Here is a 25,071-nt window from a genome sequence, read left to right as displayed (position 1 = left end):
CCGTGGGCGACGTTACCTAAGCTCGGGTGACGCCCCATGCCGGGAAGTCTGGCAGACGCGCAATGAGCCAAGTCGTGCTCTGCGCAGGGGTTAAGAGGCACCCATGTCATACACCCACAGCATCCCTGCGCCCCCCGCTTCTCCGCTCCGTCCAGCCCCATGGCCCGAGGTGCCAGGCCCCGGCACGGCTCCAGCCCTGCGTGCCATGCCACAGCGCGTGCGCATGGAACTAGAGATTGACCTGAACTACGAAATCGACGCCTATGGGGCCGATTTCGTCTTCAACATCCACGCGGCGCAAACCCCCAGCCAGGCGGTCAGCGCCGAGCGTCTGGTCATCAACCAGGACATCGCGACCCAGATCCATACGGACCCCGCCACCAGCAACCGCTATCTGCGCCTGCACGGTGAGCCGGGGCCGCTGCACCTGTCGTACTGCGCCACGGTAGACATCACGCACCACCGCAGCGACCCCGCCCAATTGGCGGAAGTACCGGTGCGGTATCTGCCCCAGGAGGTACTGGGCTACATCTACCCCAGCCGCTACTGCCAGTCTGACCGCCTCTTGCGACTGGCACTCAATGAGTTCGGATCGCTCTGGCAGGGCCACAGCCGGGTGCAGGCGATTTGTGACTGGGTGCGAAAGCATGTGGCCTTCACGTCCAACACATCCAACTCCAACACCGCGGCGGTGGACACGTTGATCGAACAGGTGGGCGTGTGCAGGGACTTCGCCCACCTCATGATTGCGCTGTGCCGGGCCATCAACATCCCCGCCCGCTTCACGACCGGGACAGACTACGGTGCGGACCCGGCCCTGGGCCCTCCTGATTTCCACGCCTATGTGGAGGTTTATCTGGGTGACCGCTGGTACATCTTCGACCCTTCGGGCACCGCCATCCCCATGGGTTTGCTGCGCTTTGGCACCGGGCGGGATGCGGCCGACGTGGCATTCGCCACGATTTTCGGAGGGGTCCGTGCGCAACCACCCGTCATTCGCACCCGGGCGATCGAAGACGCAGCGCGTGGCTTTGTACTGCCGAACCATGGTTCCGACGCCTTGTCGACCGACCATGGAGCAGGCTTTGCAGGGGGTTTCCACGTGCCATGAAGCGGGGCTTGCCCCCGTCCGCAGCAGACGTTTGCGCCACTATGGCCTAATATCTCCTTTTTTCCACTATCTCAGAGACCTACCATGGGCAACAAGATCGTCACCGAAGCAGACCGTAAACGTACCCCCCAGCCAAAGCCCATGCCCGGCGTGACGCTGAACACCCCCGGCCGTGGTCAGCGCGTGAGCCTGGAACGTGGCGTGGCCACTCGCAGCAAGAAGAACCCTGGCAAGCGTTCGCGCAAGGGCGGTTGATAGCCTTGGGGCTTGGCCCCGCCATCCCGGAAGTGCCCTCAATTTGAGGGCATTCTTGTTTCTGGCCCCAGGTGCATGCCTGTCATGGTGCCCGCTAAGATGGTGCGCATGATCACTGTCCACCACCTCGAAACCTCGCGCTCGCAGCGCGTTCTCTGGCTGCTCGAAGAACTGGGTGTTCCCTACGAGCTCAAGGTCTACCAGCGCGACAAGGCCACCCGGCTGGCCCCGCCTGAGCTCAAGAAAATCCACCCGCTCGGCAAATCGCCGGTGATCACTGACGGCAAGGAAGTCATCGCCGAGTCGGGTGCGATCATCGAATACCTGGTGGAAACCTTCGGCACCCAGGCGGGCGGCGACCTGACCCACCTGCAACCCGCCCCGCGCACGCCAGAGTACCGCCAGTGCCGCTTCTGGATGCACTACGCCGAAGGCTCGCTCATGAACTGGCTGGTGATGAAACTGGTGTTCATGACCATTCCCACCCAGCCCATGCCGTTCTTCGTCAAGCCCATTGCCAAGGCGCTGTGCGGCAAGGTCCAGGAGAAGTTGATCGACCCTAACGTGAACGCTGCGCTGGACTTCATGGAGCAGCACCTGGGCACGCACCGCTGGTTTGCGGGCGAGCACCTCACCATGGCCGATTTTCAGATGAGCTTTGCGGTCGAGGCCGCCCTCTCACGCGCCAGCAAGGCCGGTGCGTGCCCCAACCTTCTGGCCTACAAGCAGCGCATGGAGGCCCGCCCCGCGTACCAGCGCGGCATTGCCAAGGGTGGCCCGGTGGTGATGTCCGCCTGAACATAGTCGGGATCACAGAAATGCCTGACCGCGTCGCTACCTACTCGGTGCTTTTTGTGTGCATGGGCAACATCTGCCGCAGCCCCACGGCCCACGGCGTGTTCCGGCACAAGGTGGTTCACAGTGGTTTGGCCAGCCAGGTGCGTGTGGACTCAGCAGGCACCCACAACTACCACCCCGGCAAGGCACCGGACGAACGGACGCAACGCCACGCAGCGCAACGGGGCTACGACCTGTCGGATCTGCGCGCTCGGCAGATGCTGGCCAACGACTTTGAACGCCACGATCTGATTCTGGCGATGGACTGGGACAACCTGGCCCTCGCGCAAGACCTTTGTCCACCCGAACACGCCCGCAAACTGCGCCGTATGACAGAGTTCTGCCGACAATTCGACAGCCCCGTGGTGCCCGACCCGTACTACGGTGGAGCTGCCGGCTTTGAAGAGGTGCTGGACCTGGTGGAAGACGCCTGCGACGGCCTGCTGCGCCATGTGCGGCAGCAGCTGCAGCTGCGGTCCAAGCCGCTTTAGCACTACGCCGCGCGCACCCCACACACCATCGCACCGGGGTCGTTGCGCGCCAGCTCCCGGTCATTCTTGGCCTGGGCCACCTCCATGTCGCGCGGCAGGGTCACGCCGTTTTTGACGGCCAGGATTTCAGCCATCACGCTCACCGCAATTTCGGGTGGTGTCTTGCTGCCGATGTAGATGCCGATCGGCCCCCGCAGGCGCTCAAGGCTCGCTTCGGTCTGCGCAAAGTGTTCGATCATGCGGGCGCGCCGCGCCTCGTTGTTACGGCGCGAGCCGATGCCGCCCACATAGAACGCCTCGGTGTTCAATGCCTCCAGCAGCGCCAGGTCATCAAGCTTGGGGTCGTGCGTGAGGGCCACCACGCAGCTCCGGCGGTCGGGTTTGAAGGCCAGCACCACGTCGTCGGGCATGTCGCTGACCACGGTGGCGCCGGGTACGTTCCAGCTGCCCCGGTATTCCTCGCGCGGGTCGCACACCGTCACGGCAAAGCCGTTGAACAAGGCCATGGTGGCCAGGTACTCGGTGAGCTGCCCCGCGCCGATGAGCAGCATGCGGTACTCGGGCCCGAAGGTGTTGGTGAGCTGCAGTGCATCCACCACCAGGTCTTCAGGCGCCTGGGTGGGCGCCAAGGTCACGGCGCCATCGGACAGGCGCACGGTGCGCTGCACCAGGCGCCCGGCGGCCAGCTGGGCAATCAACTCGGCGAGCAGGGTGGGGTCGGGGTCGTATTCGAGCAGCAGCTCCAGCGTGCCACCGCAGGGCAGGCCAAAGCGATGGGCTTCGTCGGCGCTGATGCCGTATTTGACGAACGATGGCGGCCCGCTGGGGATGCGATGGTCTGTACCGTCTGCCGCCGCGCCCGCCTGCGCATAGGCGCGGGTGTGGCGGTCGATCAGGTCGTCCTCAATGCACCCGCCCGACACCGAACCCACCACCGCGCCGTCTTCGCACAGCGCCATGATCGAGCCCACGGGCCGGGGCGACGAGCCCCACGTGCGCACCACCGTGGCCAGCAGCGCACGGCGCCCTGCGGCACGCCAGCCCTGCAGCGTGCGCAGCACGACGACGTCCAAATTTTCCATGACTCACTTCCTTCCGCAGCCCCGAGCAATCAACCCCGATTGAACCACCAGGCCAGCAATACGAAGGCCGCCACACCAACACCCCACACCCACGCTGGGATACCGCCGCCCTGGGTGGCGCTGCCCTCTCCTACTGTGCCTGGCTGGGTGATGGCATCGGCACTTGCCGCTGCATCTGCTGGAGGGGCTTCAGCGCGCGGAAAGCGGCGCTGCATCTCGTCGTCGAACCGCTTGAAGAAGTCCTCAGCCATGCTCTTGGCTGCGCCGTCGATGAGGCGCTGGCCCAGCTGGGCGATCTTGCCGCCCACCGAGGCATGCACCGTGTAATGCAACTCGCAGCTGGCCTGCCCCGCCGCATCGGCGGGCAGCGGCACCAGCTTGACCTGGGCGTTGCCCTTGCCAAAGCCTGCCACGCCGCCGGAGCCATCGAAGGCGATGTTGTAGCTCTCGGGCGGCACGATGTCGGACAGCGTGATCTTGCCCGCGAACTTGGCCGACACGGGCCCGATCTTGAGCGCCATGGCCACCGAATACTGGTTCTCGGCCGTGGGCTCGACCTTGTCGCAGCCGGGAATGCACAGCTTGAGCACCTCGGGGTCGTTGAGTGCCTCCCAGGCCTGTTGCTGGCTGACGGCAAGGGTTCGGCTGGCTTGCATTTCCATGGTGGGTTCCTTATGTTGTCTGGTTATTTCTGAAATCGGTCACTGCCGCAGCACGGCCGCCAGGCTGGCGGCCAGATCCTGCAGACGGCTCAGGTTGTGCACGGCCACCATGCCATGGGCATGGCGGTGCAGTTCGGCCGCACCGCGTGCCGTGGGTGCATAGCCCTCGAAGCGCAACAGCGGGTTGAGCCACAGCAGGCGGCCGCAGTGGCGGCGCAGCCACCCCAGTTCTTGCGCCAGCACCTCGGGCGTGCCGGTGTCCAGCCCGTCGCTGATCAGCAGCACGAGGGTGCGCCGCCCCACCAGCCTCCGGGCATGCTGCAAACGCAGCTGGGCCAGGCTGTCGCCCATGCGGGTGCCCCCCGCAAAATCATTGATGGAATGGCTGGCCACCTGCAGCATCGCGTCGGTATCGGCCAGGCGAAATGCTGGCGTGAGATCGGTCAGCCCGGTGCCAAACGCAAACACGTCGCGGCGCACGACCCCACCTGCAGCGCCGGTGTGGCGCGCGGAGGTCGCGGCATGCAAAAACGCCAGCAGCAGCCGCGCGTAACGCTCCATGGAGCCGGACACATCCACCAGCACCAGCAGGGGCAGCGGTTGCTGGCGCCGCTGCAGCAGCGGGATATACAGCACCTCGCCCCCGTTGCGCGCCGCGTGGTGCATGGCGCCCGGCCAGTGCGGTCGGCTGCCGCGCACACCGGGGCGGGTGCGCCGGGCCGCGTAGCGCGGCAAGGGCAAGGGCACTTCGCGCGCCAGACGCTCCACCAGCAGGTATTCGCTGGCCGAGAGCTGGTTGAAGTCGGCGTGGCGCAAGCGCTGCAGGTCGCTGGCCGTCATGGCGGCGTCGAATTCGATCTTGTCTTCTTTGCGTGCGGGCGGTGCATTGCGCGCGGCGCGCACGGGGGCCAGGGCCTCGCTCACGCGCGGGCGGCGCTTGACGGGCTCGGCCTTGGACTCGGCGCTGGGCAGCATCTGTGCCAGCAGCTTCTGTGCGACGTTGGGATTGCGAAAGTAGGCGTCGAACAGCTCGCGGAACACCATGCGGTCTTGCTCGCGGCTGACCAGCACCGCCTCCAGTGCGGCGCTGAAGTCCTCGCGCTGCAGGCCCACCAGCATCACCGCCTGCTGCGCCAGCGCCATGCGGGCCGCATCCACCCGCACGCCAGCGCGGCGCAGCGTGCGGCCAAAGCCGCTCAGGTTGTCGGCCAGCTTGCCGGTGCGGGCATCGCCGAGTTGGGAGAACATCGCGCCCTCGGCCATCGGGCGGTTCTCATGCATTGGCATCGGCGGGCTGCAGCAACTGCACCGCCATGTCGCGGGTGAGCGCCGCCACATCCTCGCGCTGCTTGAACAGGATGCCTGCGGTATCGGACACCACCTCGGGGTCCACCACGATGGTGTCGAGCGCCACCAGCGCCTTGGCCCATTCCACGCTCTCGGCAATGCCCGGTGCGCGCTGGAAGGCGTTGGCAAACGGCTGGCTGCGCAGCCGCCCCACAAAATCCGCCACCTGGGTGGCCAAAGCCGCGCTGGCGTCCGGCACCTGCGCACGCACGATGGCCAGCTCGCGCTCGCGCTCGGGGTAGTCCAGCCAGTGGTACAGGCAGCGGCGCTTGACGGCGTCGTGCAGGTCGCGCGTGCGGTTGCTGGTGAGGAGGGTGACCGGCGTGGCCGTGGCGCGCACGGTGCCAATCTCGGGAATGCTGACCTGGTACTCGCCCAGGTATTCGAGCAAAAACGCCTCGAAGGGCTCATCGGCGCGGTCCACCTCGTCGATCAACAGCACTGCACCAGGCGCTGGCGCCTGCAGGGCTTGCAGCAGCGGGCGACGAATAAGGAAGCGGTCCTGGTACACCTCGCGCTCGACCTGCGCCATGTCGGCACTGCCTTTGCCTTCCGCGGCACGCATATGCAACAACTGGGCGGCGTAGTTCCATTCGTACAGTGCCTCGCGCTGCTCCAGTCCGTCGTAGCACTGCAGGCGGATCAGACTGCGCTCAAGCACCTCGCCCAAGGCCTTAGCCAGCGCCGTCTTGCCAACACCAGGCTCACCCTCCAGCAGCAGCGGGCGCTGCAGCTTGAGCGCCAGGAACACGGCCGTGGCCAGCCGCCGGTCGGCAAAGTAGCCCACGCCCTGCAAGGCCAACACCAGGGCGTCGATGGAGGACAGCGCGGCCGCGGTCATGGGCGCAGCAGGGGAAACGTTCATTACTATGTTTTTTATAGCTACTAGCGTTTGATAGACAAGCGCTAGAGGCCAATTTCATTCAAAAATTAACCTTGCATGCCACCCAAGATGATTGCAACTGGCCTCGCGGCCCCGTAGGTCGGGTTAGCACGCAGGGCGTAACCCGACACCCACGGAAAGAGTGGCGCAGCAATGTCGGCTTACGCTGCGCTCATCCGACCTACGGATCTCAACCCAGCATCTGCGCCACGGCCCTTTGCGTCTGCACGCTGATGAGGTTGGCGCGGTAGGCCGCGCTCGCGTGGATGTCAGCGTTCAGGTCGCTCGCATCAATCTTCACCGCCGCAGCGGACTGCGCCGTAAAGCTCTGGTTAAGCGCTGCTTCCAGCCCCGCATGCCGGAACACGCTGCTGGCTGCGCCCGTGATGGCCACGCGCACGCCGGTATCGGTCTGCGCCACAAACACCCCCACCAGCGAGAAGCGTGACGCCGCCTGCTTGAACTTGAGGTACGCCGCGCGCTTCGGGATCGGGAAGCGGATGGCGGTGATGATCTCGCCCTCTTCCAGTGCCGTGGTGTACATGCCCACAAAAAAGTCGTCGGCTGCGATCTCACGCTGGTTGGTGATGACCGTGGCGCCCAGGCCCAGCACGGCGCTGGGGTAGCAGGCCGCTGGGTCGTTGTTGGCCACCGAACCACCCAGGGTGCCGCGTGCGCGCACCTGCCGGTCGCCGATGTGGGCGGCCAGGTCGGCCAGTGCGGGGATGGCGGCTTTGACGTCGGCACTGTTCGCCACGTCCATGTGGCGGGTCATGGCGCCGATGACCAGCGCGTTGCCTTCGCGGCGGATGCCCGCCAGCTCAGGGATGCTGTTGAGGTCCACGATCTTTTCAGGGTTGGCCAGGCGCAGCCGCATGGACGGCAGCAGGCTTTGCCCGCCCGCGAGCAGCTTGCCGCCCTGGGCGATGAGCTGTGCAGCGGCTGCGGTGGAGGAAGGAGCCTCAAAGTTGAATGCGTACATGGTTGGTCTCCTTATGCCTTGGCTTGTTGAATCGCTTCCCACACACGGTGGGGCGACGCGGGCATGTCGAAGTCCTTCACGCCCAGGGGCCGCAGCGCATCGAGCACGGCGTTGATCACCGCTGGTGGCGAGCCGATGGCCCCGGCCTCGCCGCAGCCCTTGGTGCCCAGCGGGTTGTGGGTGCAGGGTGTGCACACATGGCCCAGTTTGAACTCGGGGAAGTCATCGGCGCGCGGCATGGCGTAGTCCATGAAGCTGCCGGTGAGCAGCTGGCCGGTCTCGCGGTCGTACACGCAGTTTTCCATCATCGCCTGGCCAATGCCCTGCACCAGTCCGCCATGCACCTGCCCTTCCACGATCATGGGGTTGATGATGGTGCCGAAGTCGTCCACCGCCGTGAACTTGTCCACGCGCGTCACGCCGGTCTGCGGGTCGATCTCCACCTCGCAGATGTAGGTGCCTGCCGGGAAGGTGAAGTTGGTGGGATCGTAGAACGCAGTTTCGTTCAGGCCCGGCTCCAGCACATCCAGCGGGTAGTTGTGCGGCACATAGGCCGCCAGCGACACCTGGCCGAACGGGACCTTCCTGTCGGTGCCTCGCACCGTGAACTCGCCGTTGGCAAAGTCGATGTCGGCGTCGCTGGCCTCCATCAAATGCGCAGCAATCTTCTTGGCCTTGGCTTCGATCTTGTCCAGCGCTTTCATGATGGCCGCCCCGCCCACGCTGATGGAGCGCGAGCCATAGGTGCCCATGCCAAACGGCACGCGGCCCGTGTCGCCGTGCACGATGTCCACGTTTTCGACCGGAATGCCCAGGCGCGCGGCCACCACCTGCGCAAAGGTGGTCTCATGCCCCTGGCCATGGCTGTGCGAGCCGGTGAACACCGTCACGCTGCCCGTGGGGTGCACGCGCACCTCACCGCATTCAAACAACCCGGCGCGCGCCCCCAGAGCGCCCGCGATGTTGGACGGCGCAATGCCACAGGCCTCGATGTACGACGAGTAGCCGATACCCCGCAGCAGGCCCTTGGCCGCGCTGGCCGCCTTGCGCTGCTCAAACCCGGCCACATCCGCCAGCTTGTTGGCGCCATCCAGACACGCGTTGAAGTCGCCGGTGTCGTACTGCAGCGCCACAGGCGTCTGGTACGGGAAGGTGTTGATGAAGTTGCGGCGGCGGATTTCGTCCTGCGACAGCCCCATATCCCATGCGCAGCGCGAGACCAGGCGCTCCAACAGGTAGGTGGCCTCGGGGCGACCGGCACCCCGGTAGGCATCGACCGGTGCGGTGTTGGTGAACCAAGAGTCCACCTCTACATACACCTGCGGCGTGCTGTACTGGCCGGCCAGCAGCGTGGCGTACAGGATGGTGGGCACGGCGCTGGCAAAGGTGCTCAGGTACGCGCCCAGGTTGGCATGGGTGTGCACGCGCAGCGCCAGGAACTTGCCATCCTTGTCCATCGCCATCTCGGCGTGGCTCACGTGGTCGCGGCCGTGCGCGTCGCTCAAGAACGCTTCGCTGCGGTCGGCCACCCACTTGATGTTGCGGTTGAGCTTTTTGGACGCCCAGGTCAGGCACACGTCCTCAGCGTAGAGATAGATCTTGGAGCCGAAGCCGCCGCCCACATCGGGCGCAATCACACGCACCTTGTGCTCGGGCAGGCCCATCACAAACGCCGTCATCAGCAGGCGCTCGACGTGCGGGTTCTGGTTGCTGACGTACAGCGTGTATTCGTCGCTCGCGCGGTTGTAGCTGCCGATGGCCGCACGCGGCTCCATGGCGTTGGGGATCAGCCGGTTGTTGATCAGGTCGAGCTTGGTGACGTGAGCGGCATTGGCAAATGCGGCGTCCACGCCGCCCTTGTCGCCAATGGCCCACTTGAAGCAGTGGTTGTCGGGCGCAATGTCATGCAGCGCCGCACCTTCCACAGCACCCGACGCAGCGTCGGCCACGTTCACCACGGCAGGCAGCACGTCGTAGTCCACCTCCACCAGCTCGGCCGCGTCGCGCGCCTGCTGCTGGGTCAGCGCCACCACCATGGCCACGTGGTCGCCCACATAGCGCACCTTGCCCTGGGCCAGGATGGGGTGCGGCGGCTCCTTCATGGGCTGGCCGTCGGTGCTGGTGATGAGCCAGCCGCAAGGCAGGCCGTTGATGCTGTCGGCCGCCACATCGGGGCCCACGAACACGCCGAGCACGCCGGGCGCGGCCTTGGCGGCGTCAATGTTGATGCTGTTGATCTTGGCGTGCGCGTGCGGCGAGCGCACAAACACCGCGTGGCTTTGCGCGGCCAGCACCACGTCGTCGGTGTACTGGCCCGCACCGGTCAGGAAGCGATAGTCTTCCTTGCGCTTGATGGATTCGCCGATGTGCGGCAGCTTGGAAAAGTCGGATGCACCCATGGTTCTTCTCCTTTGTGTTTAAGCCGACGCCATGGCTTTTTGGCCAACCTGCACCGCGCGCACGATGTTCTGGTAGCCGGTGCAGCGGCAAATGTTGCCTTCGAGCAGTTCGCGGATCTCGCCTTCGTTGGCGTTGGGGTGGTTCTTGCACAGGTCCACCGCACTCATCACCATGCCCGGCGTGCAGAAGCCGCACTGCAGGCCATGGCACTCCTTGAACGCCGCCTGCATGGGGTGCATGGTGCCGTCTTCCGACGCCATGCCTTCGATGGTCGTCACCTCGGCCCCCTGCGCCTGCACCGCCAGCATGGCGCAGGATTTGACGGCCCGGCCGTTCACATGCACCGTGCACGCCCCGCACTGGCTGGTGTCGCAACCCACATGGGTGCCGGTGAGCATGAGGTGCTCTCGCAGCGCATGGACAAGCAGGGTATTGGGAGGGACGTCAACACTGGCAGCGCGCCCGTTGACCGTGAACTGTACTTGCATCTGGCTGTCTCCTGGAGTGGTTCTGGCTGGATAGGAGCGCGCTCACGACCCCGCGGAGGGGATCGAGGACACGCTCATCGCTCACGCATCTTCTGCCGGGCTCCCCGCCTCATCCTCAGGGACAACCCTTAATTTCCGGGGACCTTGGCTGGATATTCTCAAAATGAAACATGCTGCAGTGCACACCGGCGCATGATGCGGACCTCCAGGAGCCTGTTCACCATGCTGATCTCCGCGCCCCACCCCGCTGCTGACCGCCACGCGCTGATTGCGCAGGCGCGCCAGAGCCTGCTGTCCGACGGTGCAGCGCCCGTGCGCGCCGAGGTGGAGCCGTGGATTGCACGGTCCTGGCAGCGCTGCCTGGCGCGGGGCCTGGAGCCCACGCGGCGCGTGGCGTTTGACGCCGTCAGCGCCACGGCGCTGCGCCTCAGCCAGGAGCAGAACCACCACCTGCTGCGTGCTGCGGGCCCGGTGCTGCAGCAGCTCACCCGCGCCATTGCCGGCATGCGCTACTTCGCGATGCTGACGGACGCCCAGGGCATCGTGGTGGACGTGCAAGGCCACTGCGACCGCAACGACCCACGTGCCAGCGCCATCGGCCGCGTGGGGATCGACCTGTCGGAAGCCGCAGTGGGCACCACCGCCATCGGCGCTGCACTGACCGAGCTGCAGCCGGTGTGGCTGCACCGCGGCGAACACTTCTTTGATGACAACGCCAGCTACAGCTGCGCGGGCGCACCGCTGTTCGACCCGCAGGGCCGGTGTGTGGGCATGCTGGACCTGACCGGCGTGGATGTTCCCGAGCGGCCCGAGCTGCGCCACCTGGTGGCCCGCTCGGCACGCGCCATGGAAGACGCCCTGCTGCTGCAGCTGCCGCACGCACTGCTGCTGCGCCTGAACTGGCCCGGTTGCACGTTGGGCGGGGACGGAGATGGCCTGATGGCACTGGACGTCGAAGGCTACGTCGTGGGCGCCAACAGCCTGGCACGCCAGCTCGTTCCCCATCCCTCGCTGGTACCCGGATCGCCAACCCACTGCAGCGACCTGCTGGCCATGCCGTGGACGATGGTGTTCGACGCTGCCCGCCAGCACAGTAGGCAGCCGCTGGATCTCCCGTTGTGGTCGGGCCTGCGACTGCATGCCCTGGCAATACCGTCCACACACCCGCGCAACCCGGGCGCAGCGCACAGGTTGCAGATCGCGGGGGCAACCCCCGCGCCAGCCCCGCTGCGCGAGGCCGAGGTCGCCATGATCCGGCGCGCCGTGCGGGACGCGCGCGGCAACGTCGCCGAAGCAGCGCGCACCCTGGGCATCAGCCGCGCCACGGTGTACCGCAAGCTGGGCACGCCCAAGGCAGAGTGAGCCCGTCGCGCTGCGGCGTCGGACGCTGGGGCTGGTCTGTTCCAGGCACCAAAAACCGTCCGCCGGGCATCTGCACTTTTTGCCATGTGCAACCCCACCAGGATTTCCTGGGCCTGTGGACAGGCGCATGGCTCACGTGCTGGCTGTTCGCCTTCCGGGCGGTGATGGTGGCCGCCCCGCTCGCCCGCAAAGCGGCGCCACGCCTCACCACGTGGGACTGATCCGCGCGGCCCCACGCCCGGTGCAGGGGGCCTATCATCCCCCCATGCTGATCGAGACGCTGGACACCGCGCGCGACCTGGGGCGCCTGAAGGAAATTCTGGGCGTGATGGTGCGCCACGGTTTTGGCGACACCGTGCGCCGCCTGGGCCTGGCCGACCGGCTGGAGCGCGCGGGCCAGGCACTGAACTGGACGCACGCCGCCGACCTGGCCCGCGTGGAGCCCCCGGTGCAGGTGCGGCTGGCGCTGGAGGAGCTGGGCCCGGCGTTTGTGAAGTTCGGCCAGATCCTCGCGGGCCGCGCCGACCTGTTTGGGCCCGAGTGGATTGCAGAATTCGAGAAGCTGCACAGCCACGTGCCTGCGGTGCCCATCGACGCACTGCGCCCGCAGCTGCGCGAGGACCTGGGCGCCGAGCCCGAAGCTGTGTTTGCCTGGTTCGATACCACGCCGCTGGCCGCCGCATCGATTGCCCAGGTGCACCGCGCGCGGCTGCACGACGGCACCGAAGTGGTCGTCAAGATCCGCCGCCCCGGCATCACTGACACCATCCACGCGGACCTGCGCCTGCTGGTGCGGCTGGCGGCGCTGGCCGAGGCCGAGCTGCCCTCGCTCAAGCCCTACCGGCCCCAGCAACTGGTGCGCGAATTCGCACGATCCTTGCGCCGCGAGCTGGACCTGGCCGGCGAATGCCGCCAGGCCGAGCGCATTGCCACCAACATGGCGGCACTGCCCCACATCGTGATCCCCCGCGTGCACTGGGCCTACACGCGCGAGCGCATCAACGTGCAGGACTTCATCGATGGCACGCCGGGCAGCGCCCTGGCAGCACTGACCACCGAGGCGGGCTTTGACCGCACGGTGCTGGCGCAGCGCGGCGCGCAGGCGGTGCTCCGGATGATCGTGCAGGACGGGCTTTTCCATGCCGACCCGCACCCGGGCAACCTGTTCTACCTGCCGGGCAACCGGATTGCCTTCATCGACTTCGGCATGGTGGGCCGCCTGTCGCAGCGCCGCCGCGATGAGCTGCTGCAGCTGCTGCTGGGCCTGGTGGAGCACCAGCCCCAGGCCGTGGCGGACGTACTGCTGGACTGGACCGGGGACGCCTCCAGCAGCCATCCGGGCCAGCTGGAGACCGAAATCGAAGCCTTTGTAGACCAGTACCACGGTGTGCCACTGGCGCAGCTGAGCCTGGGGCAGATGCTGGCCGATGTGAGCGCCATCCTGCGCGAGCACCACCTGGGCCTGCCCTCCGACCTGGCACTGCTGATCAAGGCCTTCATTTCGCTCGAAGGCATGGGGCGCAACCTTGATCCGGACTTCCACATGGCCACCGAGGCGCTTCCGCTGCTCAAAGAGGTAGTGCGCGAGCGTTACGAGCCCAAGGTGCTGGCCGGGCGGGCCTGGAGCACCTTGCGGCGCGCCCTGGCCACCGTAGAACAATTGCCGGACGACATCGGCCGGCTGCTGCGCAACGCGCGGCGCGGGCACCTGCAGGTAGGCATCGAGCTGGCCCACCTCAAGCGTGTGGGCGACCAGATCGACCGGTCGGCCAACCGGCTGGCCATGGCGCTGGTGATTGCGGCGCTGATCATCGGCTCGTCCATCGTGATGACGGTCCAGGGTGGGCCCACGCTTTTCGGCCTGCCGGCGTTTGGGTTCCTGGGATTCTTTGGCGCCGTGGTGGGTGGCCTGTGGCTGGTGCGCGCGATCTGGCGCAGCAGCCACCACCGCGATGATGACTGAGGTGCCTGCGCAGCGATCTCCCGGCGCCGCGCGCCGCTACTTGCCTGCGTTCGGGAAGAACAGCTGCTCACCGCCGATCTTGTAGCCCGCAATGGCTTGCTGGCCGGCGGGCGACACCACCCAGTCCACAAATTTCTGCGCGTCCTGCACCTTCACCTGCGGGTGCTTGGCGGGGTTCACCACCATCACGCCGTACTGGTTGAAGAGCTTGGTGTCGCCCTCGACCAAAATGGCCAGGTCGGCACGGTTCTTGAAGTTGAGCCAGGTACCGCGGTCAGCCAGCACATAGGCGCCGCTGGATGCCGCAATGTTGAGCGCGGGGCCCATGCCGCAGCCGCATTCCTTGTAGCCGCTGCCCTTGGCGGCGTCGGCACCGGCGAGCTTCCAGTAGCGCAGCTCGGCCGCGTGCGTGCCGCTCTTATCACCGCGCGAGATGAAGTTGCCATTGGCGGCAGACAGCTTCTGCAGGGCCTGCACGATGTCCTTGCCTTGGGTGCCCACCGGGTCGTTCTTGGGGCCGATGAGGATGAAGTCGTTGTACATCAGCGGGTAGCGTTTCACGCCCCAGCCATCGGCCACGAACTTTTCTTCGGCCACCTGGTCGTGCACAAACAGCACGTCGGCATCACCGCGGCGCGCCATATCAAGCGCCTGCCCGGTGCCCAGCGCCACCACCTTCACGTCCAGCCCGCTGGCCTTCTTGAATTCGGGCATCAGGTGCCCGAACAGGCCGGACTGTTCCGTGGAGGTTGTGGACGCCATCGTGATACTCTGCGCGAAAACCGAACCAGACGCTACCAAAATAGTAGCTACCAGCGCTTTATGGATAAGCGCCGGAGGCCGAAAAAACTTGAAATTCTTCATACCAGTTCTCCTTTGACAAACAAACGGGCAGCCTCCGGAAGGGGGCCGTTAAAAAAGTCGTGTACCGGCAGGTCGGCCATCACCCGGCCGTGCTCCATGTAGACCACACGGCTGGCCAGGCGCTTGACCTGGCCGAGGTTGTGGCTGCTGAACACCATGGTCACCGGGTATGCCGGTCCGGCTGCGCCGTGGCTCTCGGCGAAGTCGGCCATCAGCGCCTCCACCTCGCGCTTGGCATGCGGATCGAGGCTGGCGGTGGGCTCGTCCAGCAGCAGCACATCGGGCCGCAGCGCCCAGGCGCGGGCCAGGGCCACACGCTGCTGCTGGCCACCCGACAAGGTGCGGGCGTTCTGCGCGGCGATGTCCTGCAGCCCCACGCGCTGCAGTGCACCCAGCGCCGCCGCCCGAGCATCACGCCAGCGACTGCCGCGCAGCCACAGCGCCAGCGCCACGTTGTTTTGTGCACTGGTGCGCAGCATGTGGGGGCGCTGGAACAGCATCGCCTGGCGCATGGCGGTATCGCACTGAAACCCGCCACCAGTGGCATCGGCCAGGCCATGCAGCACCCGCAGCAGCGTGCTTTTACCGCTGCCGTTGGCGCCCACCAGCGCCACGCGCTCGCCGGGCATGATGCGCAGCGTGACGTGGTCGAGCGCCTGCACGCGGCCGTAGCGCACGCTGACCTGGTGCATGTCCACCCAAGCGCTGGCAGCGCGCCCGCTCATGCCGCCACCCCCACGGGCGTGCTGGCGGCAGCGCCATCCACGCGCTCGCGCCAGCGGCGCACCAGCGCAATCAGCACATTGAGCGCCAGCACCACGGCCAGCAGGATCATGCCCAGCGCCAGGGCCAGCGGCAGGTCGCCCTTGCTGGTCTCCAGCGCAATGGCAGTGGTCATCACGCGGGTGAAGCCGTCGATATTGCCGCCCACGATCATCACCGCGCCCACTTCGGAGATGGCGCGGCCAAACGATGCGATCAGCACGGTGAGCAGCGCATAGCGCTCGTCCCAGGCCAGCAGCAGGCTGCGCAGCAGCGGCCCAGCACCCATCGACCGCAACTGCTCGCCATGCGCGCGCTCAGCGTCTTCCACGGCCTGGCGCGTGAGCGCCGTGACCACCGGCAGCACCAGAATGGCCTGGGCCAGCACCATGGCCTTGAAGCTGAACAGCCAGCCCAGCGCACCCAGCGGCCCGCTGCGCGACAGCAGCAAATACACCACCAGCCCCACCACCACCGACGGCACCGCCAGCAAGGTGTTGAGCACTGCCAGCACGGCACCGCGCCCGGCAAAGCGCGCCACACCCAGCCAGGCGCCCAGCACCAGGCCCACGCCGCAGGCGATGAGACACGCAGTGGCACTGACAGAGAGGGACCGGCCCACGATGGTCCAGAGGACAGGGTCGAACGAGAGGGTGAGCTGCAGCGCTGTGTTCGCGCTTTCGGAAAGGGTGGACATCGGAACGTTGGGGGCCTGGTGATCGCGTTCGGCTATCGTAGGCACCCCATCAATACCCAGCGATATGAACGTCCGTGCATAGGGTCCAACTTCACTACACACTCAGCCGCGATGCGGGCAATGCACTCATCCGCAATCCGCTGCCCGAACTGCTGCAGGCCGTGGCCGAACACGGCTCCATCTCGGGCGCCGCGCGTGCGCTCGGCCTGTCCTACCGCCATGTCTGGGGCGCCCTCAAACGCTGGGAAGACCAGTTGGGCGGCGAATTGATCGTCTGGGGCAAGGGCCAGTCAGCACAACTCAGTGATTTCGGCACCAAGCTGCTGTGGGCCGAACGCCAGGCCCAGGCACGGCTGGCTCCGCAGATTGCCGCACTGCACGCCGACCTGGAACGCGCGTTTGCTGTGGCGTTCGACCCCAACGCCCATGTGCTCACCCTGTACGCCAGCCACGACGATGCGTTGGTGGCACTGCGCAAACACGCAGCCGCACAGGCCGATGCGGGCGCGCTGCACCTGGACATCCGATTCACCGGCAGTGTGGACGCGATCCGCGCGCTGAACGAGGGGCGGTGCACGCTGGCGGGCTTTCACACGGTGGAGGATGCCGTTGCCGATGCGCTGACCGCGCGCACCTACAAACCCTTGCTGCAGCCGGGCCTGCACAAGATCATCGGCTTTGCACAGCGCACGCAGGGCCTGATCGTGGCGCCGGGCAACCCGCTGGCGCTGCACAGCCTGGCCGACGTGGCGCGCACCGGCGCACGTTTTGTGAACCGGCCGCTGGGCAGCGGCACCCGCGTGTTGCTGGACGACCTGCTGGCCCAGGCGGGCATTGCAGCAGACGTCATCCCTGGCTACGCACACAACGAGCCTTCGCACACGGCCATCGCCGAGGCCGTGGCAGCCGGCGCGGCCGACGTGGGCATGGGGATTGAGCTGGCCGCCCGGGCGCGCGGGCTGGGCTTTGTGCCGCTGGTTCATGAGCGGTATCACCTGGCGTGCCTGAAAACCAGCCTGGACCAGCCGCCCACCCTGGCATTGCGCCAGTTGCTGCACACACCCGAATGGCTGGCGCAGCTGGCCGCACTGCCCGGGTACGAACCTTTGCATTGTGGAGAGGTGCTGGCCATGAGCGCCGTGCTGCCCTGGTGGCAATTTGCACGCAAGAAACGCTCGCACACGCCTAGGCATTAACCCTAATTGCTACGAATAACGGAGCAAACCAACGAGTCTTTTCCAAGGGATTGCACCGTCACACATCCGTCAGAATCGTTTTACAGTGCTCCGTAAAATCGCCCCGTTGTAAAAATTTGTCCTGCCGCAGCGCTTACCGGTGCCGCGGCAGCGATGTGCGTGCGCGCGCAGGCACCGCCCTTCCTCTGGAGACACCATGCAGGCCTTACTCAAATTCTCACGCGCCATCGACGGGCTCAACGCCTTCGTTGGCAAATACGTCATCTGGCTCATTTTTGCGGCCACCGCCGTCAGTGCCATCAACGCGCTGGTTCGCAAGATCTTTGGCGTCAGCTCCAACGCGTTTCTTGAAGCCCAGTGGTACCTGTACGCCTGGTCGTTTCTGGCCGCAGCCGGGTTCACCCTGTTGCACCGCGAGCACGTGCGCATCGACGTGGTCAACAGCCGCCTGCCCAAGCGTGTGCAGGTGTGGATCGACATCGTGGGGTTCACACTCTTCCTCACGCCGCTATGTGTGCTGGTGTTGTACCTCGCAACGCCCCTGGTGATACAGATGTACGAAACCGGCGAAATGTCGGGCAACCCCGGCGGCCTGGTGCGCTGGCCCGTGTGGGTGGCGCTGCCCGTGGGCTTCACGCTGCTGATGCTGCAGGGCTGGTCTGAACTCATCAAGCGCATCGCCTTCCTGCGCGGGCAAGGGCCCGACCCCATGGGCCGTCTGGTGGAGAAATCTTCCGAGGAGGAGCTGGCCGAGCTCCTGCGCCAGCAGCAAGAGGAGGCAGCCGCCGCCCAGGCGGCCGGCGCCACCCCATCTGCCACGCCCCAACGCTGAGCCCGGAGCACCTTCACCATGGAATTCTTTGCGACCAATTTCGCCCCCTTCATGTTTGCGGGGCTGATCATGTTCCTGCTGCTGGGCTTTCCGGTGGCGTTCAGCCTGGGGGCCTGCGGCCTGTTCTTCGGGGTCATTGGTATCGAGATGGGCATCTTCCCCAGCTCGGTGCTGGCCTGGCTTCCGCAGCGCCTCATCGGCATCATGGCCAACGACACCTTGCTGGCGGTGCCGTTCTTCACCCTCATGGGGTTGATCCTGGAGCGCAGCGGCATGGCCGAGGATCTGCTGGATACCGTGGGGCAGGTTTTCGGCCCCATGCGCGGCGGGCTTGCGCTGGCGGTGATCTTTGTGGGCGCCCTGCTGGCTGCCACCACGGGCGTGGTGGCAGCATCGGTCATCTCGATGGGCCTGATCTCCCTGCCCATCATGCTGCGCTATGGCTACGACCGGCGCCTGACCAGCGGCGTCATTGCTGCGTCCGGCACGCTTGCGCAGATCATCCCGCCCTCCCTGGTGCTGATCCTGATGGCCGACCAGCTCGGCCGCAGCGTGGGCGACATGTACAAGGGCGCGTTCATCCCCGGCTTTATCCTGATGGGCATGTACGTGGGCTACGTCATGCTGCTGGCCGTCTTCAAGCCCCACCAGGTGCCTGCCCTGCCCCCTGAAGCCCGCACCTACCGCGAAGCCGATGGCAGTGGCGGCTACACCTCGCTGGGCGTGCTGGCGGGGCTTTCGGCCACGGTGTCGATCTTCCTGGCCCGCCACATGGAGGACGTGCACAGCTGGTGGCAAGGCCAGCCCGTCACGTTTGTGGCCACTGACGAAAAAGTGGTGGTCGCCATGTGCGGCGGCACCGCCGTGGCGCTGGCCATCGCGCTGCTCAACAAGGGCTTCAAGCTCGGCCTGCTCTCGCGCCTGGCCGAACGTGTGACCTTTGTGCTGATTCCCCCGCTGCTGCTGATCTTCCTGGTGCTGGGCACGATCTTCCTGGGCATTGCCACCCCTACCGAAGGCGGCGCCATGGGCGCCATGGGTGCACTGATCATGGGCTGGAGCCGCAAGCGCCTGGACATGAAGCTGCTCAAACAGGCGCTGGCATCCACCACCAAGCTGTCGAGCTTCGTGATGTTCATCCTGATCGGCGCCACCACCTTCAGCCTGGTGTTCCAGGCGGCCGACGGCCCGATCTGGGTGGAACACCTGCTGACGAACCTGCCCGGCGGCCAGGTGGGCTTTCTGATCGCGGTGAACGTCATGGTGTTCTTCCTGGCGTTCTTCCTGGACTACTTCGAGCTGTCGTTCATCGTGGTGCCACTGCTGGCCCCGGTGGCCGACAAGCTGGGCATCGACCTGATCTGGTTCGGCGTGCTGCTGGCCGTGAACATGCAGACCTCGTTCATGCACCCGCCATTCGGCTTTGCACTGTTCTTCCTGCGCTCGGTGGCGCCCGACAAGCCCTATGTGGACCGCATCACGCGCAAGCGCATGGAGCCCGTGACGACGATGCAGATCTACCGTGGCGCCATTCCGTTCCTGGTGATCCAGCTGACCATGGTGGGCTTGCTGATCGCCTTCCCGCAGCTCGTGACAGGTGCGCTGGACAAGAAGGTGGAATACAACATGGAGAGCCTGGGCGACCAGATGCGCGAGTCGCTGGGATCGCCGTCAGACGGTGAATCGTACGGAGAAGAGCCCTTCGGAGCGAGCGAGGAACCCGCCGAGGCACCCGGGGCAGACGCACCCCCTGCCAGCGGCGAACCCGCAGGCAGCGAAGCACCCGCAGACGATCCGATGAAGGCGATGCAGGACGCGCTGGAGAAACCGGCGAACTGAAACGGGCCACCCGAGGGGAATGGGCGGCGCAGTGCGCGCGCGCCCCAACCCCCTGCTCCCACCCAAGGCCCTGCGGGGCCTTTTTCTTTGCGCGCAGCACACACGATCTGGCGGCACGAGCCGGCAAACCGCCTCGCGAATCACAACACCACCGTGCGACCTGCCAGGTTGCACCCGCAAAGCGCCAGGCGGGTGCGTGCGGCGAGTCCCCGCACAAAAAAACTGTGTTTGATGTATCGCCGGGTGGCTGCACGGTGGCAGCACGGGTGGCCGAACGAGTATCTGAGTCAAATATGCCGCAAGCGCTTTACCAGCATGCGCTAGCAGCTCTTCTTTTCATAGCATTTTTTACCTATGAACTTGGGCCGTTGGCAGCCCCGACCGCCTGCGCGAAGGCCTGGGCATGCGCCGTACAGGCTGGGCCTGGCGCAAACGCAAAAAAGCCGCGACATGCGCGGCTTTTCTGAGATGGAACGGGCAGCAACCCCTGGCTGCTGCCCCCGGCAAAGATCGCTCAGATCTTCACGCCGTTCATGTACTGGTTGTACGGATACTCGGAGAAGCGGTTCCACAGGATCTGGTCACGCTGGAAGGCACGCATGTCGTCGTAGATCTTCTTGAACTCGGGCGACTTGGCGTTGTGCTCTGCATAGACTTCCATGCAAGCCTTGAAGCCGGCGTCGATGACAGCCTTGGGGAAGGCCGTGAGCTTGGTCTTTTCTGCCACCAGCTTCTTGAGCGCGATCGGATTGTAGGCGTCGTACTTGGCGGTCATGTCCGTTGCGGCCACAGCCATGGCGGCATTCAGGATGGCCTTGTTCTCTTCCGACAGGGCGGCGTACTTCTTGTTGTTGACGAAGAACTCCAGATCCGCGCCACCTTCCCACCAGCCGGGGTAGTAGTAGAACGGTGCCACCTTGGCAAAGCCCAGCTTGGCATCGTCGTAAGGGCCCACAAATTCGGCGGCGTCCAGCGTGCCCTTTTCGAGCGCTTGGTAGATGTCACCGGCTGGCATGTTCTGCGACACCACGCCCAGCTTGGCCATCGCCTCGCCGAACACACCGCCGCCCATGCGCATCTTCAGGCCCTTGAGGTCTGCAACCGTCTTGATTTCCTTGCGGTACCAGCCGCCCATCTGCGTGCCGGTGTTGCCGCCGCTGGCGGTGTGGAAGTTGTACTTTTCAAAGAACGCATCCATCAGCTTGGCGCCGTTGCCGTACTTCTTCCAGGAGGCGGTCTGGCGTGCGGTCAGGCCAAAAGGCACGGCGCAGCTGAAGGCAAAAACCGGATCCTTGCCCGTGAAGTAGTAGGCCGCGGACTGTGCCATGTCGATGGTGTCGGCCTGCAGGGCATCGACCACGCCAAACGCGGGCATCAGCTCGCCTGCGGGGTGCACCGTGATTTCAAACTTGCCACCCGACATGGCCTTGACGGCCTTGGCCATGGTTTCGGCGCTGCCGAAAATCGTGTCCAGCGACTTGGGGAAGCTGGAAGCCAGGCGCCAGCGCACTGCGGCCTGTGCGTGTACAGCGGGCGCAACGCCTGCAGCCAGCACGCCGGCAATGCCAGCCTGTTTGATGATTGAGCGACGATCCATGAGGTTCTCTCCGAAGTATTGTTTGCGAAACTCGACCGGAGAGCGTTGTGCGCCTCCCGCCAAGGGTATTGACCCTGAGGGATTGTAGAAACATGACCGCACCGGGTCGTGCGGGTTTTCCCCCGCAACGGGGCGCTGCGCCCGAGGGCTTCAGGGTTCTGCAAGCATCGGCAGGCGCTGCACGGCCTGACAGCGCGTTTGGATACGCGTTCAGATCCGCTGGGCGGACATGAAGCTGTCGTAGCGGGCTTCCGCAAACCGGAACCAGAAGATCTGGTCGCGCTGGAAATTGCGCATGTCCGTGTAGATCTTTTTCCACTCCGGGCTGCGCGCCTCGTTCAGCGCAAAAATCTCCATGGCGGTGCGAAAAGCGGTATCGAGCACCGGCAGCGAGAACGGCAGCACCTTGGTCTTGGCAATCACAAGCTGCTTGAGTGCGCTGGGGTTGAGCGCATCGTATTTGGCCAGCATGTCCGCGTGGGCCAGCGACGACGCCGCGTTGACGATGGCCTTGTGCTCGGCCGACAGCGCATCGAAGGCCTTGCGGTGCACAAAAAAATCCAGCTCCAGCCCGCCCTCCCACCAGCCGGGGTAGTAGTAAAAAGGCGCCACCTTGTTGAACCCGAGCTTCTGGTCGTCATAGGGGCCCACCCACTCTGCCGCGTCGATGGCCCGCTTTTGCAAGGCGCTGTAGATCTCGCCGCCCGGCATGTCCACGGGGATCGCGCCCATGCGCGCCATCACCTCGCCCACCAGCCCCCCGCCCAGGCGCATCTTCATGCCCTTGAAGTCGGAGACATCCCGGATCTCCTTGAGGTACCAGCCGCCCATCTGCGTGCCGGTATTGCCGCCCGCAAAGCTGACGATGTTGTAGCCCGCATAGAACTCGTCCATCAGGCGCCGCCCGTTGCCGCGCAGCATCCAGGCATTCATCTGCCGGGCGTTGAAGCCAAACGGTATCGCGGAGCCGAGGGCAAACGCCTGGTTCTGGGCGTAGAAGTAATAGGGCGCCGTATGCGCCAGGTCGATCTGGCCGCCTTGCACGGCCTCCAGCACGCCAAAGGCGGGCATCAGGTCGCCCGCAGCGTGCACCACCACTTCGAAGCGCCCCCCCGACAGCTCCCTCACGGCCCGCGCAAAAACCTCGGCGCCGCCGTAAATGGTGTCCAGCGACTTGGGAAAACTCGACGCCAGGCGCCAGCGCACCACCGGCTGCGCCTGCACGGCAGGCGCGAGTCCGGTCGCGAGCACACCGGCAATGCCAGCGTGCCGAATGGCGGAACGACGATCCATGGGGTTTGTCTCCAGTACGGTGGCGGTGCCACCCCGCGAGCGCAGCGCCGAAGCGAGATGGCTGCGGTCCGGTCCGATTCTAGGAGCAAGCGACTGGGGGCCGGGTTGTCGGATACCCCAGTGAGCCTATGCCGTACCGGCAGAAGGCGCCGCCACCAACCCCGCGCTGAAAGCACGCACGGACTTTTCAATGCCTGCTGCATCCAGCCCTTGCAGCGCGAGCAACTTGGCCGGGTCGCCGTGCTCGATGAATACATCGGGCAGGCCCAGCTGAAGCACCGGCCGCACGATGCCCATGCCGTTGAGCGCCTCGGTCACCGCACTGCCCGCGCCACCCATGATGGCGCCTTCTTCCAGCGTGACCAGGGCATCGTGGCGCCCGGCCACCTCGCGCAGCAAGGCTTCGTCAATGGGCTTGGCCCAGCGCATGTTGACCACGGTGGCATCCAGTGCCTCGCCCGCTTGCAGCGCGGGATACAGCAGCGTGCCAAACGCCAGGATGGCAATGCGTGGCGCCTTCGGGTCGCTGCCCTGGCGCTCACGGCGGATCTCGCCTTTGCCAAAGGGCAGTCCTTCCAGCGCCGCCAGGGGCGCCACACCAGCGCCGCTGCCACGCGGGTAGCGCACCGCGACGGGGTGGTCCTGCTCGAAGGCGCTGCTGAGCAGCTGGCGGCATTCGCGCTCGTCCGCCGGGCAGGCCATGCTCATGTTGGGGATGCAGCGCACAAACGGAATGTCATAAGCGCCTGCATGCGTGGCGCCATCTGCGCCCACCAGCCCGGCGCGGTCCAGCGCAAACACCACGGGCAGGTTCTGCAGCGCCACGTCGTGGATCAACTGGTCGTAGCCGCGCTGCAAGAAGGTGGAGTAGATGGCCACCACGGGCTTCACGCCCTCGCAGGCCATGCCCGCCGCGAACGTGACGGCATGCTGCTCGGCAATGCCCACGTCGTAGTAGCGGTCCGGGAAGCGTTTTTCAAACTCGACCATGCCCGAGCCCTCGCGCATGGCGGGGGTGATGCCCACGAGGCGCGGGTCCTGTGCCGCCATGTCGCACAGCCACTGGCCGAACACCTGGGTGAACGTCTGCTTGGGCGGCGTCGCGGGCTTGGTCAGGCCCACGCTGGGGTCGAACTTGCCGGGGCCGTGGTAGGCCACCGGGTCGGCCTCGGCCAGCTTGTAGCCCTGGCCTTTTTTGGTGACCACGTGCAGGAACTGCGGACCCTTGAGGCTCTTGATGTTCTCGAGGGTGGGGATCAGCGAATCGAGGTCGTGCCCGTCGATGGGACCGATGTAGTTGAAGCCAAATTTTTCGAACAGTGTGGCGGGCACCACCATGCCCTTGGCCTGCTGCTCAAAGCGCTTGGCCAGCTCCAGCAGCGGCGGCACGGGCCGCAGCACGGTCTTGCCCATATTCTTGGCGGCGGCGTAGAACTGGCCGCTCATGAGCTGCGCGAGGTAGCGGTTGAGCGCACCCACGGGCGGGCTGATGCTCATGTCGTTGTCGTTGAGCACCACCAGCAGGTTGCAGTCGGCCACGCCGGCGTTGTTCAGGGCCTCGAACGCCATGCCGGCGCTCATCGCACCGTCTCCGATGATGGCCACGGCGTGACGGTTTTCGCCCTTGCGCTTGGCGGCCAGCGCCATGCCCAGCGCGGCCGAGATGCTGGTGCTCGAATGCGCCGTGCCAAAGGTGTCGTAAATGCTCTCGGCCCGCTGCGGAAAGCCCGAGATGCCGCCCAGCTGGCGCAGCGTGTGCATGCGGTCGCGCCTGCCCGTCAGGATCTTGTGCGGGTACGTCTGGTGGCCCACGTCCCACACCAGGCGGTCTTCCGGCGTATGAAAGACGTGGTGCAGTGCCACAGTGAGCTCCACCGTTCCCAGGTTCGAGCTCAAATGGCCACCGGTCTGGGAGACGCTTTCCAGCACAAACCCGCGCAGCTCGGTCGCCAGGGCCTTGAGGTCTGCGCGCGAAAGCTGGCGCAGGTCGGCCGGGTCATTGATGGTTTGCAGCAGGGGGAAGGACATCGTAGACATTCACTATTCTTTTCATAGCTGCCAGCGCTTTACAGATAAGCGCTGGAGGCCGATTTGGCATTGAATTGACTGCAGCGGACATGATCAGGGT

23 protein-coding genes are annotated in these 25,071 nt (G+C 65.8%); 10 read left to right on the top strand and 13 right to left on the bottom strand.

Going from position 1 to position 25,071, the window contains the following annotated elements:
* Positions 1-205: 205 nt before the first annotated feature.
* The 4 genes from KYG_RS00325 (at position 206) to KYG_RS00315 (ending at position 2,694) form a co-directional block, all read left to right on the top strand.
* The gene (locus KYG_RS00325; protein WP_008902831.1) at positions 206-1,111 is read left to right on the top strand and encodes a transglutaminase family protein; all 906 of its coding nucleotides are present in this window, start codon (positions 206-208) and stop codon (positions 1,109-1,111) included.
* Positions 1,112-1,195: 84 nt separating this feature from the next.
* A complete protein-coding gene (locus KYG_RS24780; RefSeq protein ID WP_008902830.1) occupies positions 1,196-1,366 on the top strand; it encodes a hypothetical protein in 171 nt (56 codons plus the stop codon).
* A 108-nt stretch (positions 1,367-1,474) separates the two neighbouring features.
* Positions 1,475-2,164, top strand: coding sequence for a glutathione S-transferase family protein (locus KYG_RS00320; RefSeq protein ID WP_192810304.1), 690 nt, complete (start codon positions 1,475-1,477; stop codon positions 2,162-2,164).
* 20 nt (positions 2,165-2,184) lie between these two features.
* Entirely contained in the window at positions 2,185-2,694 is a 510-nt protein-coding gene (locus KYG_RS00315; RefSeq protein WP_008902828.1) for a low molecular weight protein-tyrosine-phosphatase, read from the top strand.
* Positions 2,695-2,696: 2 nt separating this feature from the next.
* Here KYG_RS00315 and KYG_RS00310 read toward each other — a convergent pair whose 3' ends face one another.
* The 7 genes from KYG_RS00310 to KYG_RS00280 form a co-directional block, all read right to left on the bottom strand.
* Positions 2,697-3,776: an XdhC family protein gene (locus KYG_RS00310; RefSeq protein WP_008902827.1), complete on the bottom strand. Its 1,080-nt coding sequence runs from the start codon at positions 3,774-3,776 to the stop codon at positions 2,697-2,699.
* Positions 3,777-3,805: 29 nt separating this feature from the next.
* Positions 3,806-4,438, bottom strand: coding sequence for a CoxG family protein (locus KYG_RS00305; protein ID WP_008902826.1), 633 nt, complete (start codon positions 4,436-4,438; stop codon positions 3,806-3,808).
* A gap of 39 nt (positions 4,439-4,477) precedes the next feature.
* Positions 4,478-5,701, bottom strand: a complete 1,224-nt coding sequence (locus tag KYG_RS00300; RefSeq protein WP_008902825.1) for a VWA domain-containing protein — start codon at positions 5,699-5,701, stop codon at positions 4,478-4,480.
* 10 nt (positions 5,702-5,711) lie between these two features.
* Complete coding sequence (locus KYG_RS00295; RefSeq protein ID WP_008902824.1) at positions 5,712-6,626, bottom strand: MoxR family ATPase; 915 nt, start codon at positions 6,624-6,626, stop codon at positions 5,712-5,714.
* 232 nt (positions 6,627-6,858) lie between these two features.
* Positions 6,859-7,650 carry a xanthine dehydrogenase family protein subunit M gene (locus tag KYG_RS00290; RefSeq protein ID WP_008902823.1) on the bottom strand — a complete coding sequence of 264 codons (792 nt, stop codon included), beginning with the start codon at positions 7,648-7,650 and terminating at the stop codon, positions 6,859-6,861.
* Positions 7,651-7,661: 11 nt separating this feature from the next.
* On the bottom strand, positions 7,662-10,049 hold the full coding sequence (locus KYG_RS00285) for a xanthine dehydrogenase family protein molybdopterin-binding subunit (RefSeq protein WP_008902822.1): 2,388 nt from the start codon (positions 10,047-10,049) through the stop codon (positions 7,662-7,664).
* Between the two features lie 18 nt (positions 10,050-10,067).
* Entirely contained in the window at positions 10,068-10,538 is a 471-nt protein-coding gene (locus KYG_RS00280; RefSeq protein ID WP_008902821.1) for a (2Fe-2S)-binding protein, read from the bottom strand.
* Positions 10,539-10,760: 222 nt separating this feature from the next.
* Between KYG_RS00280 and KYG_RS00275 the strand changes: the two genes are divergently transcribed.
* Genes KYG_RS00275 through KYG_RS00265 form a run of 3 tightly spaced genes read left to right on the top strand, consistent with a single transcriptional unit; the run spans position 10,761 to position 13,863 of the window.
* Positions 10,761-11,900, top strand: coding sequence for a helix-turn-helix domain-containing protein (locus KYG_RS00275; RefSeq protein WP_008902820.1), 1,140 nt, complete (start codon positions 10,761-10,763; stop codon positions 11,898-11,900).
* Positions 11,897-12,121 (top strand): DUF2798 domain-containing protein, encoded by a 225-nt coding sequence (locus KYG_RS25325; protein ID WP_034692332.1) that lies wholly within the window; start codon positions 11,897-11,899, stop codon positions 12,119-12,121. Before KYG_RS00275 ends, KYG_RS25325 begins: the two co-directional genes overlap by 4 nt.
* 44 nt (positions 12,122-12,165) lie before the next feature.
* Positions 12,166-13,863: an AarF/ABC1/UbiB kinase family protein gene (locus KYG_RS00265; RefSeq protein WP_008902818.1), complete on the top strand. Its 1,698-nt coding sequence runs from the start codon at positions 12,166-12,168 to the stop codon at positions 13,861-13,863.
* A 36-nt stretch (positions 13,864-13,899) separates the two neighbouring features.
* Here KYG_RS00265 and KYG_RS00260 read toward each other — a convergent pair whose 3' ends face one another.
* From KYG_RS00260 to KYG_RS00250, 3 genes are read right to left on the bottom strand one after another with little or no spacing between them, the layout of a single operon-like run.
* A complete protein-coding gene (locus KYG_RS00260) occupies positions 13,900-14,727 on the bottom strand; it encodes an extracellular solute-binding protein (RefSeq protein WP_008902817.1) in 828 nt (275 codons plus the stop codon).
* On the bottom strand, positions 14,724-15,452 hold the full coding sequence (locus tag KYG_RS00255) for a phosphate ABC transporter ATP-binding protein (protein ID WP_008902816.1): 729 nt from the start codon (positions 15,450-15,452) through the stop codon (positions 14,724-14,726). Before KYG_RS00255 ends, KYG_RS00260 begins: the two co-directional genes overlap by 4 nt.
* On the bottom strand, positions 15,449-16,186 hold the full coding sequence (locus KYG_RS00250) for an ABC transporter permease (protein WP_008902815.1): 738 nt from the start codon (positions 16,184-16,186) through the stop codon (positions 15,449-15,451). The genes KYG_RS00255 and KYG_RS00250 overlap by 4 nt, the downstream gene beginning before the upstream one ends.
* A 74-nt stretch (positions 16,187-16,260) precedes the next feature.
* Between KYG_RS00250 and KYG_RS00245 the strand changes: the two genes are divergently transcribed.
* From KYG_RS00245 to KYG_RS00235, 3 genes are all read left to right on the top strand, one after another.
* On the top strand, positions 16,261-17,382 hold the full coding sequence (locus tag KYG_RS00245) for a substrate-binding domain-containing protein (RefSeq protein ID WP_008902814.1): 1,122 nt from the start codon (positions 16,261-16,263) through the stop codon (positions 17,380-17,382).
* A gap of 196 nt (positions 17,383-17,578) precedes the next feature.
* On the top strand, positions 17,579-18,214 hold the full coding sequence (locus KYG_RS00240) for a TRAP transporter small permease subunit (protein WP_008902813.1): 636 nt from the start codon (positions 17,579-17,581) through the stop codon (positions 18,212-18,214).
* A gap of 18 nt (positions 18,215-18,232) precedes the next feature.
* Entirely contained in the window at positions 18,233-20,053 is a 1,821-nt protein-coding gene (locus KYG_RS00235) for a TRAP transporter large permease subunit (protein WP_008902812.1), read from the top strand.
* Between the two features lie 514 nt (positions 20,054-20,567).
* Here KYG_RS00235 and KYG_RS00230 read toward each other — a convergent pair.
* The 3 genes from KYG_RS00230 to dxs form a co-directional block, all read right to left on the bottom strand.
* Positions 20,568-21,650, bottom strand: coding sequence for a TRAP transporter substrate-binding protein (locus tag KYG_RS00230; protein ID WP_008902811.1), 1,083 nt, complete (start codon positions 21,648-21,650; stop codon positions 20,568-20,570).
* Positions 21,651-21,860: 210 nt separating this feature from the next.
* Positions 21,861-22,943 carry a TRAP transporter substrate-binding protein gene (locus KYG_RS00225; protein WP_008902810.1) on the bottom strand — a complete coding sequence of 361 codons (1,083 nt, stop codon included), beginning with the start codon at positions 22,941-22,943 and terminating at the stop codon, positions 21,861-21,863.
* Positions 22,944-23,069: 126 nt separating this feature from the next.
* Positions 23,070-24,980, bottom strand: coding sequence for a 1-deoxy-D-xylulose-5-phosphate synthase (gene dxs, locus KYG_RS00220; RefSeq protein WP_034692329.1), 1,911 nt, complete (start codon positions 24,978-24,980; stop codon positions 23,070-23,072).
* Positions 24,981-25,071 lie beyond the last annotated feature (91 nt).

Origin of the sequence: Acidovorax sp. NO-1 (genome assembly GCF_000238595.1) — a bacterium.
Taxonomy (GTDB): domain Bacteria; phylum Pseudomonadota; class Gammaproteobacteria; order Burkholderiales; family Burkholderiaceae_C; genus Acidovorax.
This window is presented reverse-complemented; position numbering and strand designations above follow the sequence as displayed.